We start from the raw sequence: 10,791 nt of genomic DNA, 5'->3' as shown, positions 1-10,791 counted from the left end.
AAAGCCCATGGCGAACGGTCCCGCCGCCTTGCGGAGTGGTATGACCGCCGGGGAATTACGCCGCTGCGCGGGGAGACCGGTGTCCGCACACTGCGGACCGTCCGGCAGAGCTCTGGGGAGGTTGTGGCTGATGTAGCCCTGCACAGCGCGTTTTATTATGAGAAGGGCGGAATCACGCACCGCGAGGATAAAATTGAATCGGAGCGCTTAACCTTCGTTCGGACAGGGAAGAACTGGGAGATTGTGAACATTGAGCGTAGTGTACCCGAGAGGAACCTCCTGCGAAGAGCGGCTGAAACGGAGCCGGCGCTGCGGATGTCCAAATGGGGGGAAGTTCTCCCTGCCCCGCGGCCCTCACAGCCGCTGCTGAGCCGCAAAGTGCAGCGCAGCAGCGGCGGCGCAAGAGAGGTGCGCTACCGCCGGGAGGAGGCGGCTGCCTATGCCGACCGCTGGTGGAAAGACGGCAATCCGGAGTTTGAGGTTTTCGAGGTGGATTGCACGAATTACGTCTCCCAATGTCTCTTTGCAGGGGGAGCGCCTATCAACTATACTGGTAAAAGAGAAACGGGCTGGTGGTACAAAGGCTATAATGGAGCCCAGGAATGGTGGAGCTTCAGCTGGGCCGTGTCGGACAGCCTGGAGCGTTATTTGAGCGGGCACCGGAGCATCGGTCTTCGCGCTGAAGCCATGGAGCGTCCGGACCAGCTTAGCCTCGGCGATATTATCCAGTATGACTGGGACGGCAACGGCCATTACCAGCACAGCACCATTGTAACTGCTTTTGACGCGGAAGGTATGCCGCTGGTGAATGCCCGGACCGTCAGCAGCCGCCATCGCTACTGGGATTACCGTGATTCCTATGCATGGACCGACAGAACGGCCTACCGTTTTTTTCATATCAATGACTACTTATAATTCAGAAAGAGGTTAGGGCATGGGGAACACGAAATGTACCGTAGGACTGGTGTACGGAGGCAAATCCGGAGAGCATGAAGTATCGCTGCAGACGGCTTTTGCGGTCATGAACGCTTTTGACTACGATAAATATGAAATTATTCCATTCTATATTTCCAAGCAGGGGCTGTGGAAAGTGGGGGAGAAGCTGACCGCCCCGTATAGCGGGATTGAGCAGCTGAAGCTCTCTGAGGCAGCAGGAGATATGGGAACGGCACTGAATACCGTATTCAGCGGGCTAAGCGGTGGCGGGCAGGCGGTTGATGTCATGTTCCCGCTGCTGCATGGAACGAACGGGGAAGACGGCACGATTCAGGGATTATTTGAAATGGCGAATATCCCTTACATCGGTGCAGGCGTTCTGGCTTCATCGGCAGGTATGGATAAGGTTGTGATGAAGAAGCTGTTCGGAGAAGCGGGACTTGAGCAATGTGAGTATTGTTATTTCAGCGCCGGTGCATGGAAGCGTAAAAGCCATGAGCTGATCGTCGGTGTGGAGGATAAGCTCGGTTATCCGGTATTCGTCAAGCCGGCCAATCTGGGCTCGAGCGTCGGCATTTCCAAGGCTGTAGACAAAGAAAGTCTGGTTAAGGCTGTCGAATTTGCCCTCCGTTATGATACTAAGGTTATTATCGAGGAATTTGTTGATGCCCGTGAGGTAGAGGTTGCCGTGCTGGGGAATGAGGAGCCGGATGCTTCGGTTCCGGGTGAAATCGTCTCTTCTGGAGAATATTATGACTATGCGGCCAAATATATCGACGGCAAGTCGCAGATGCTGATCCCTGCCCCGCTGGATTCCGAAGTCGCTGACCGTCTGCGTGAAGCGGCACTGCAGGCTTTCCGGGCGATTGAGGGCAGCGGCATTACACGGGCAGACTTCTTCCTGCGGAGATCAGACGGCAAGATTCTGATCAATGAAGTAAATACGATGCCGGGCTTTACGCCCTTCAGTATGTATCCGCTGCTGTGGCGCGAAACCGGCGTGTCCTACCAGACGCTGCTGGACCGCATGATCGAGCTGGCGCTGGAGCGGTATCAGTTTAGACAGGGCCTCAAATACGACAACGAATAATATCAAAGCTAAGCGGCGGATTTCATCCGGCCGGGAAGGAGAACCTTAAGCAATGGGATTTCAATCGGAATTCAATTCAGTCTGCAAATTCAAGAATGAGCAGGAGCTATACGAACTGCTGGAGTACGGGCGTACCAAAATGGTAAAGCAAGGCTTCCGCGTGTATCCTACCGGCCAGAAGGTCATTGCCTACACCCCTGAGAATGTTGCGGTGGCGATTGTGAAGATTTCCGCCTCGATTGCGGAGATTAATTTTCAGGGCAATGAAGTAACGGCAGTTGAGATGGATCTGGTACGTAAGCTGAATGAGGAAGAGTCACGGGTGCAGACTGCGCTTGCCTATGAAATGTTCTTTGGGGAAGAAGGATGATTGTCCGCTTCGGTTATGTGGCCATGTCAACAGTCATCAAAGATTGCTCTCCCTCCAAGACCATGACCATGTCCAGCTTTAACAAGCTGGGTGACCGCGAAGCTGCGCTGCGGCGTCTGGAGCAGCTGGCGAAGATGAACCTGCATAATACGCTGCGTCTCTTGAAGCATAACGTCGGCTCGGATATTAAGGTGTACCGGCTGACGTCCAAGCTGATTCCGCTCGCAACGCATCCCAACTTGCAGGACTGGAACCCTTTTGCGGCGCTGGCTGAGGAGTTTGCTGAAGTCGGTGAATATATTAGAAAGCATGGCCTCCGGGTCTCCTTTCATCCCGACCACTTCACCGTCCTGAGTACGCCGCGCCCCGAGGTGCTGGCCAGTTCCGTCCGTGATTTGCAGCATCATACCGATATGCTGGATGCGCTGGGACTTGCTGCAACCGCCAAGAACAATATCCATATCGGCGGGGCTTACGGGGACAAGCCTGCAGCATCAGCACGGTTCAAAGAAAATTTCGCAGAGCTGCCGGCAAGGCTGCAGGAGCGGATGACGCTTGAGAACGATGATAAGACGTTCAACGCGCCAGAGACGCTGGAAGTCAGCCGTAGTCTGGGGCTGCCGATGGTGCTGGATATTCATCACCAGTGGGTGAACAATGAGGGCGAGCTGCCCTGGGAGCTGTGGCCGGATATCATGAAGACCTGGAAGAGTGAGCTCGCCCTGACGGATGTCCGGCCCGGTGAACTGCTCCCGCCCAAAATTCACGTCTCCAGCCCCCGCAGCCCCTCTGATCCCCGCAGCCATGCGGACGGGGTTGAGCCTGCGCCGCTGCTTGCTTTTCTGAAGCGGATTGCGGCGGATACGCCTGCTGTCGATGTCATGATTGAAGCTAAATTAAAGGACGGTGCACTGTTCGGGCTGATGGATGCCATGAAGGAGCTGGCGGAAGCCGGTAACGGAATTACAGTGCTGGATGGAGCAAGTGTTAATATTGAACCCTAGATAAGGCTTGATAAGTATTCTGAAATAGGGTACGTTGAATGAAACTTAAGCAGCAGGAAGTGCGCTTAATAGCAGTGTTTCACGGGAGAGCGATCAAGTTCAAGAAAGCGGAGTGAAGAGATGAATCCTTTAAATCCTGATAACCGGAACGAACGGGAGCCCTATGTAGTAACGAGCAAGGGGTTTACGGCAGCGGCAATCAACGCTGCGGCCAAGGCGGGGGAATGGATCAAGAGCAGACAGGGACAAGTGAAGGAACTGGGCAGCAAGACGTCGGCGCAGGATCTGGTTACTGAAGTAGATAAAGGTGTGGAGCAGATGATCCGGCGGCTGATCCTGACCCATTATCCCGACCATGCCATTCTTGGGGAAGAAGGCGTTATGCCGGGTGCGGACGCTGTTACAGCCGCTCTGGAGGAAGGGCGGAAGCATGAATACCTGTGGATTGTAGACCCGATTGACGGAACGACCAATTTCGTACACGGCTTTCCCTTCTACTGTGTTTCCATTGCACTAGCAATCAAGGGAGAACTGTCTGTAGGGGTTATTTACGACCCGATCCGTGACGAGATGTTTGTCGCAGAGAAGGGCAAAGGGGCTTACATGCACGGGATTCCTACCTCCGTGTCCAGTGAAACGGAGCCGGGAAGCAGCCTCATCGCTATGGGATTCCCGCCGGACCGGACCTTCGCCCAGCCGGCGAACATGGCCGGCCTGCAGCATATTCTGCCGCAGGTTCGCGGAATCCGCGCCGGAGGATCGGCAGCACTGCATCTGGCTTATGTCGCAGCAGGCCGGGTAGACGGCTACTGGGAGGTCGGCTTAAGCCCATGGGATTGCGCCGCAGGTGTACTGCTGGTGCTTGAATCCGGAGGCAAAGTGACCGATACGCTGGGCAATCCTTATGATATTGGTACACGCCATGTAGTGGTGAGTAACGGATATATTCATGATTTCCTGGTTTCAGCGCTGAATGAAGCGGAAGCAACGGGATATAAGCGTTAAGGAGGCAGCCAAGGCATGGGCGATAATGATGATTTGGAGCGTAAGCTGAGCGAATTGCTGCAGGAAGGCGAAATGGAACAAGGTGACCGGAAGGCTAAGGAAATCCGTCAAATTTCGCCCAAATACGAGATCAGGATTCAGACTACGCTTGATCCTATCGTGGAAGAAACCCTGCGGTACCGCAAGATGGCTTATGAGCTGGATGACCGTTACGACAAATATCTGGAGCGTTCGGGCAAGAGCCTTAGCCCGCAGCAGGAGAAGGGCAAAGGTCAGACTGCTGAGCCCGGAAACGGACAACAATAGAACATTGATTGGTAATGGAGCGGTTTCTCAAATAATGGGAAGCCGCTTCTTTGCGGGAGGCGGGTCAAATGTTAGAATGGAATTATATTAATGTAGGAGGGGTACGATGCTGATGGCATGGAAAAAGATTATGGCTGCCGGAACAAGCGGCATGCTTCTGTTAACGCTGCTTCTTAGTACAGCTACAGGATCCGTTGATGCGGCTGATGCGGCGGCAGTACAAGGAGCAGAGCAGGATGTCTTTCGCATCGTGGCGTTAGGGGACTCCGTCACTGCCGGGTATGAACCGGGAATGACAGACCCGAACACCAAACCTTACGGATATGCTGAAAGACTGCTGGAACAGGGCTGGTATCACGGAAGAAGCGCACTCAGCAATTACGGAATATTGGGGCTGACCTCAGCGGGACTGCTTAACTATACCGTAGCTATTAAGGACGGCACGGCCACTACCCCGGATGGTATACAGGCCGGACTGCGTGATCCGCGGATCAGCCAGTTTGCCGCGCTGACGCCGCAAATCAAGACGGAGCTTGCGGCAGCGGACCTGATTACAATTACAGTCGGAGGAAATGATGTCAGCAGCCTTTTTCTGAATGTGAAGGAAATGGCCACTGCGGATTTTGATGCTCAACTGGAACAGCGTTTGACGGCCTACGGCACGAACGTGAAGACTGCGCTGGAGAATATACGTGCTGTCAATCCGGCTGCGGCCATTCTGCTGGCTGATCAATATCAGCCCGCTCCCAAAATTGCGCTCGGCGCGAATTATACTACACTGATGAGTGCTGCGGAGCGTTTCACCGGAGTAGCTGATAGCATCACGGCAAGCCTGAATAAGGCAGAAGCACCTGTGCTGACAGCCCATGTGGCCGCACAATTCGCGGGAGTGGAGGCCTCACTGACCCATATTATCGGTGCGGGAGCAGCAGATTTTCATCCAACCCAGCTGGGGTATGAGAAAATTGCCCGGGTCTTTGCCGAGCTGGTGTGGGGCGGGTACCGGACACCGGCTGTCCCTGCAATGACGACAGCTAACGATATTGCACCAATGTCCATTGTGGTAAAGGGTGTAGAGCTCAATACGCCGAATAAGCCGATCCTGAAGAACGGACAGAACTTTTTGGCGCTCAAGGATATTCTGAATGCAGTAGGCGCTAACGGGAAATGGGACAATAAAACCTCCAGCGCTACCATTGTATTTGGCGGTCGTACGGTCGTCATTACCATAGGCTCCAAGTTTATTAAAGTCAATGGCGTGAATCAGGCGGTTGATACACCGGCATTTCTGCAAAAGGTTGGCAAAGAGGACAAAACCTATCTGCCGCTTGCCGCGCTCGCTACCGGACTTGGCTTTGATGTGAATTACAGCAGCAAACTGCGGACTGCATTTATAAATCCATAATCTGCATGCAACTATAGTTATAATTAATAATTAACCATATTGGCAAAGGTGGATGAATTTCGTTGTCTAATGCAAAATATAAGGCGGATTATCTCATTACGATGGGTGATATTGTGCGGGAAGGTGACCCCTTGCTCCGCACGGTTACAGAGCCGGTAAAGCTGCCACTGGAAATTCAGGACCGGGAGGCGCTGGATTGCATGCTTCAGTTTCTCAAAAACAGCCAGGACGCTGAGCTTTCCGCTAAATATAAACTTCGCTCCGGTGTTGGCTTATCCGCCAATCAGATTGGCCTTACGCAGCGGATGTTCGTGATGTATCTGAAGGATGAGAACGGGAAAACGGTGGAGCATGCCTGGGTTAACCCGAAGATCATGAGCCATTCGGTGGCGATGGTGTATCTGCCTGAGAGTGAAGGCTGCCTGTCCGTTGACCGCCCGGTACACGGGTTTGTACCGCGTTATGAGTCGGTGAAGGTAAAAGGCTATAACCTGGACGGCCAGGAGGTTGTTGTGAAATTCAAGGGGTATCAGGCGATTATCATTCAGCATGAAATGGACCATTTGGACGGCATTATGTTTTACGACCGGATCAACCAGGAAAATCCGTTCAAGCTGCCGCAGGGGGTTGAAATCCGCAGCCTCTATGATCTGAAACAATAGGAGAAATTATGAACGGGACTGAAATGGCAATTACAGCTGTATATCTGGGACTCACTTTGTTAATCATCGGTGTTTTTGGTTACAGAATCCGTCAAGGAACGTTCGAAAAGCATATTACGGCACAGGCAGCTATCGTCATCAGCTTTGTTATCATAACTATGGTTGTCAACGATATGCCGCTTATCGTAAGGCTGACTGCCGTAGTAGGGGTTACTTCCCTGTTCAGTCATGGGTGGCAAAAGAGTAAGGGAAGCAGTTAGAAGGAAGAGAAAACGGGTACCGTCCAATAAAGGAGGGTACCCGTTTCTTCTTCTCGTAAAAAGGTTTACTGGTGAACAGATTATTTTTCCGCAGCCATGGCCTGGAAGGAGGCTTCAGCCGCTTCCAGTGTAGCATCAATATCAGCATCGGTATGGGCTGTAGTCAGGAACCAGGCCTCATATTTGGACGGGGCAAGGTTGATGCCGCGGTCCAGCATATGGCGGAAGAAGCTGGCGAACATTTCGCCGTCTGTATCCTGTGCTTCTTCATAGTTCGTAATCGGATGAGCGCAGAAGTGGGTAGAGAATGCGCCGCGGATCCGGTTGATCGTCAGCGGAATGCCGTGACGGTCTGCGGAAGCCTGCAGGCCTTCGGTCAGGCGGATCGCCAGCCGTTCCATTTCCTCGTACACCCCTGCGCCCTGCAGTACTTCAAGACAGGCAATTCCGGCCGAGATGGAGGCCGGGTTGCCGGCCATGGTTCCGGCCTGATAAGCCGGTCCCAGCGGAGCAACCTGCTCCATGACATGCTTGCGGCCGCCGTAAGCGCCGATCGGCAGACCGCCGCCGATGATCTTGCCAAGCGCAGTCAGATCCGGGGTGATGTCTTCATGGTTATCAAGACCCGCATAGGTCTGGGTGGAGCCGTAGTGGAAGCGGAAAGCGGTGATCACCTCGTCGTAAATGACGAGGGAGCCATTGTCATGCGCCAGCTTGCATAGTCCTTCAAGAAAGCCCGGTTTAGGCATAACCATACCGAAATTGCCGACAATGGGCTCGACCATAACTGCGGCAACATCCTCTCCCCATTTCTCCAGTGCCGCGCGGAGGCTGTCCAGATCATTGAAGGGAACCGTAATGACCTCCTGGGCGATGCTGCCTGGTACACCGGCGCTGTCCGGGATGCCGAGGGTGGAAGGTCCGGAGCCTGCGGCTACCAGTACCAGATCGGAATGTCCGTGATAGCAGCCGGCGAATTTAACGATTTTGCTGCGTTTCGTATAAGCGCGGGCTACGCGGATTGTGGTCATAACGGCTTCCGTACCGGAGTTGACGAAGCGTACTTTATCCATCGAAGGGATGGCTTCCTTGAGCATCTTGGCCAGCTTGATTTCAAGCCGGGTGGGTGTTCCGTAGAGAATGCCGTTCTGGGCAGCTTCGGTAATCGCTGCTGTGATATGCGGATGGGCATGGCCGGTAATGATCGGGCCGTATGCCGCTAGGTAATCAATGTATTCGTTGCCGTCCTCATCCCAGAAACGGGAACCTCCGGCGCGTTTCATAAATACCGGGGCGCCTCCGCCAACGGCTTTGAAGGAACGGGAGGGACTGTTGACGCCCCCGACAATATGCTGAAGAGCTTCCTCATATAATTGGGCTGATGTGCTGCGGTTCATAATAGATCATCCTTTCTTACTGTTAGAGAAATTAAAGTTATTGGGGTCCCCGCAAAGTACCTGATTCGGCTTCCATGTAATGACTCCACTTTGTGGGGGTGTCGTATGTCCTCTGGGCAAGGGAACGGGCGAACAGCGATGGATATCGTTGTCCGCCCGTCCTTAGGCCGAGTAGGTGTAGAGCTTCACTAGTTTCCGCTTGTGGCTGATGTACTGCTATCGGGAGAGCCTTCAGGCGATGCCGTCGGCTCGGGTGCAGTCATGGTATCCTGTACGAACTGCTTAAGCTCATCGTCGCTGCTGAAGCCGATGACAGAGGCGCCGCCGCTGGTCTTTTCTTCAGTCAGCAGTTCCATTGGCGGAATCTGTTCGCTGCCGCCCATCGAGCTGTCGTAACCGACGCTGGCCAGCTTCCACATATCGTCGATAGACAGGTTAGTATCGATATACGGGGTAACCTGTTTGAGGATATTTGGCAGCTTGAGAAGCGAAGTGGTGCTGATTACCTTGTCCGCTACGGCTTTTAGGAAGCCGCGCTGGCGTTCTGTCCGGGTGAAATCGGAGGTAGCGTCATGGCGGAAGCGCACATATTGCAGTGCCATATTTCCATCAAGATGCTGGAAGCCCTGTTTGAGATCAATGTCGTATTCAGGCCCGTCGGCTATGGTCTTGTAGACCATGTCCTTCTCGACCTCATAATCGATCCCGCCTACCGCATCTACCAGCTTAATGAAGCCTTGGAAATCGGTGTAGACGTAGTATTGAATCGGGATGCCGAGCAGGTCGCTGACCGTCTGCATCGCCGTATTGGGACCATGGGTGATCGCTGTATTAATGCGCTCCTTGTCATATCCGGGAATGTCCACATAGGTATCGCGGAGAATGGAGAATACATAGAACTTCTTCTTAACAGGATCAAGAGAGGCAACCAGCATCGTATCCGAGCGTGGGACTTCGCCTTTCTTCACTCCGCGCGCGTCGACACCCATAAGGAGGATGTTTACGGGCTCGGTACCTTGCCATTCCGGAGGTTGATCAGCTTCGGCTGAAGGAGAGGGAACGGCTGCAAAAGGGGAAGCAGAACCGGTTTTGTGTAAATTGTCCAGCTGGTTGTAGATAGAGGTGAAGTAAAAGATCGACCCGCCGACAACTAGGAGGAGTATAATTGCCAGAGTCCAGAACAGCGGTTTCTTCTTTGATTTGCCGGCTTTTGTTTGCCGGTTCTTTCTTGGTGGCATTTCGTTCTTCCTTTCGCATTCACATTGACTACATTATAATTTCTTTTAGGAATACAAGCAATTTCGGAATATTCCGCCAATTTTTTTAGAAAAATTATAATGAAAAAATATAAGGAGTGGATACATATGACGAATATAATCGAAATCGGGCAGCAGGTCCCGGACTTTACGCTTCCTGCATCAACGGGCGGGGTGGTGAGCTTAAGCCAGTTCCGCGGACGCAAAGTGCTGCTTTATTTTTATCCAAAAAATATGACGCCTGCCTGCACCCAGGAAGCCTGCGAATTTCGTGACGCCCATGATGAAATCACCGCCCGGGGAGCTGTAGTGCTGGGAATCAGCCCGGACAGTCTGGCTTCGCATACCAAGTTCATCAGTAAGAACAATCTGCCGTTCCCGTTATTGTCAGATGAAGAGCATCTGGTAAGTGAAATGTTCGGGGTCTGGCAGCTGAAAAAACTGTATGGCAGAGAATTCATGGGCATCGTGCGCTCCACTTTTCTCATCGATGAGCAGGGCATACTTACGGCAGAATGGAAAAAAGTCCGCGTAAAAGGCCATGTTGAAAAGGCAGTAGAAGAAATCATGAAATAATTAAGTATGCTGGTAATGATTTGTAAAAGTCTATAACATTTTTAACAGCTTTCCTAAGGCGCTCTCATGATATAGTTGCCTCATATTACTTCAAATTTGGGGAATGGCAAGGGGATGGCATGATGATGCGTATTGGGCTTGATGTCGGATCAACTACGGCCAAATTGGTTGTTATGGAACGGAATACAATTGTATATCAAGACTATGTTAGACACTATAGCGATATAAAAAAAGCTGCCCTATCCCTCCTGTCTGATGTCCGGGACAGATTTGCGGACAGGAAGGCAGCATTGACTGTAAGCGGTTCCTCGGGCCTGTCTTTATCGAAGCTTGGCGGAGTCCCCTTCGTTCAGGAGGTTATTGCCTGTACCAAGGCGATCAGTGAGCTGATCCCGCAGTGTGATACGGCGATTGAACTTGGCGGGGAAGACGCCAAGATTATTTATTTAAACGGCGGCATCGAGCAGCGGATGAATACGGCCTGTGCAGGCGGCACGGGGGCATTCATCGATCAGATGGCCTCA

Annotated in this window: 13 protein-coding genes; 11 read left to right on the top strand and 2 right to left on the bottom strand. The window is 52.7% G+C overall.

From position 1 onward, the window contains the following. The 9 genes from AQR02_RS24540 to AQR02_RS24500 form a co-directional block, all read left to right on the top strand. Positions 1 to 915: amidase domain-containing protein (locus AQR02_RS24540; protein ID WP_082452066.1), on the top strand; the 915-nt coding region annotated here is incomplete at its 5' end. A gap of 19 nt (positions 916 to 934) precedes the next feature. Beyond that, the gene (locus AQR02_RS24535) at positions 935 to 2,026 is read left to right on the top strand and encodes a D-alanine--D-alanine ligase (RefSeq protein WP_054943030.1); all 1,092 of its coding nucleotides are present in this window, start codon (positions 935 to 937) and stop codon (positions 2,024 to 2,026) included. Positions 2,027 to 2,078: 52 nt separating this feature from the next. Next, entirely contained in the window at positions 2,079 to 2,396 is a 318-nt protein-coding gene (locus AQR02_RS24530; RefSeq protein ID WP_036723794.1) for a hypothetical protein, read from the top strand. Next, positions 2,393 to 3,400, top strand: coding sequence for a UV DNA damage repair endonuclease UvsE (gene uvsE / locus AQR02_RS24525; protein ID WP_054943029.1), 1,008 nt, complete (start codon positions 2,393 to 2,395; stop codon positions 3,398 to 3,400). Before AQR02_RS24530 ends, uvsE begins: the two co-directional genes overlap by 4 nt. A gap of 120 nt (positions 3,401 to 3,520) precedes the next feature. Further along, positions 3,521 to 4,405: an inositol monophosphatase family protein gene (locus AQR02_RS24520; RefSeq protein ID WP_054943028.1), complete on the top strand. Its 885-nt coding sequence runs from the start codon at positions 3,521 to 3,523 to the stop codon at positions 4,403 to 4,405. 15 nt (positions 4,406 to 4,420) lie between these two features. Continuing rightward, positions 4,421 to 4,711, top strand: a complete 291-nt coding sequence (locus AQR02_RS24515) for a hypothetical protein (protein WP_054943027.1) — start codon at positions 4,421 to 4,423, stop codon at positions 4,709 to 4,711. 106 nt (positions 4,712 to 4,817) lie between these two features. Beyond that, positions 4,818 to 6,116 carry a stalk domain-containing protein gene (locus AQR02_RS24510; RefSeq protein ID WP_054943026.1) on the top strand — a complete coding sequence of 433 codons (1,299 nt, stop codon included), beginning with the start codon at positions 4,818 to 4,820 and terminating at the stop codon, positions 6,114 to 6,116. 101 nt (positions 6,117 to 6,217) lie between these two features. Next, entirely contained in the window at positions 6,218 to 6,778 is a 561-nt protein-coding gene (def, locus tag AQR02_RS24505; RefSeq protein WP_054943230.1) for a peptide deformylase, read from the top strand. 8 nt (positions 6,779 to 6,786) lie between these two features. Continuing rightward, complete coding sequence (locus AQR02_RS24500; protein WP_054943025.1) at positions 6,787 to 7,038, top strand: hypothetical protein; 252 nt, start codon at positions 6,787 to 6,789, stop codon at positions 7,036 to 7,038. Between the two features lie 80 nt (positions 7,039 to 7,118). On the opposite strand, the gene AQR02_RS24495 is transcribed toward AQR02_RS24500, so the two are convergent. Continuing rightward, a complete protein-coding gene (locus tag AQR02_RS24495; RefSeq protein WP_054943024.1) occupies positions 7,119 to 8,435 on the bottom strand; it encodes a glutamate-1-semialdehyde 2,1-aminomutase in 1,317 nt (438 codons plus the stop codon). Positions 8,436 to 8,623: 188 nt separating this feature from the next. Then, entirely contained in the window at positions 8,624 to 9,673 is a 1,050-nt protein-coding gene (locus AQR02_RS24490; protein WP_054943023.1) for an LCP family protein, read from the bottom strand. A gap of 126 nt (positions 9,674 to 9,799) precedes the next feature. Between AQR02_RS24490 and bcp the strand changes: the two genes are divergently transcribed. Continuing rightward, complete coding sequence (gene bcp / locus AQR02_RS24485) at positions 9,800 to 10,267, top strand: thioredoxin-dependent thiol peroxidase (protein WP_054943022.1); 468 nt, start codon at positions 9,800 to 9,802, stop codon at positions 10,265 to 10,267. Positions 10,268 to 10,389: 122 nt separating this feature from the next. Then, on the top strand, positions 10,390 to 10,791 hold a 402-nt coding region (locus AQR02_RS24480), incomplete at its 3' end, for a BadF/BadG/BcrA/BcrD ATPase family protein (RefSeq protein WP_054943021.1).

This window comes from Paenibacillus ihuae, from assembly GCF_001368795.1.
In the GTDB taxonomy this organism is placed as follows: Bacteria; Bacillota; Bacilli; order Paenibacillales; family Paenibacillaceae; genus Paenibacillus_AQ; species Paenibacillus_AQ ihuae.
The sequence above is the reverse complement of the archived record's forward strand: the minus strand, read 5'-3'. Positions and strand labels throughout refer to the sequence as shown.

Bases quoted from the DNA above. Each gene is read 5' to 3' on its own strand.
- AQR02_RS24535 (WP_054943030.1), top strand. From the start codon at position 935: ATGGGGAACACGAAATGTACCGTAGGACTGGTGTACGGAGGCAAATCC.
- AQR02_RS24530 (WP_036723794.1), top strand. From the start codon at position 2,079: ATGGGATTTCAATCGGAATTCAATTCAGTCTGCAAATTCAAGAATGAG.
- uvsE (WP_054943029.1), top strand. From the start codon at position 2,393: ATGATTGTCCGCTTCGGTTATGTGGCCATGTCAACAGTCATCAAAGAT.
- AQR02_RS24520 (WP_054943028.1), top strand. From the start codon at position 3,521: ATGAATCCTTTAAATCCTGATAACCGGAACGAACGGGAGCCCTATGTA.
- AQR02_RS24515 (WP_054943027.1), top strand. From the start codon at position 4,421: ATGGGCGATAATGATGATTTGGAGCGTAAGCTGAGCGAATTGCTGCAG.
- AQR02_RS24510 (WP_054943026.1), top strand. From the start codon at position 4,818: ATGCTGATGGCATGGAAAAAGATTATGGCTGCCGGAACAAGCGGCATG.
- def (WP_054943230.1), top strand. From the start codon at position 6,218: ATGGGTGATATTGTGCGGGAAGGTGACCCCTTGCTCCGCACGGTTACA.
- AQR02_RS24500 (WP_054943025.1), top strand. From the start codon at position 6,787: ATGAACGGGACTGAAATGGCAATTACAGCTGTATATCTGGGACTCACT.
- AQR02_RS24495 (WP_054943024.1), bottom strand. From the start codon at position 8,435: ATGAACCGCAGCACATCAGCCCAATTATATGAGGAAGCTCTTCAGCAT.
- AQR02_RS24490 (WP_054943023.1), bottom strand. From the start codon at position 9,673: ATGCCACCAAGAAAGAACCGGCAAACAAAAGCCGGCAAATCAAAGAAG.
- bcp (WP_054943022.1), top strand. From the start codon at position 9,800: ATGACGAATATAATCGAAATCGGGCAGCAGGTCCCGGACTTTACGCTT.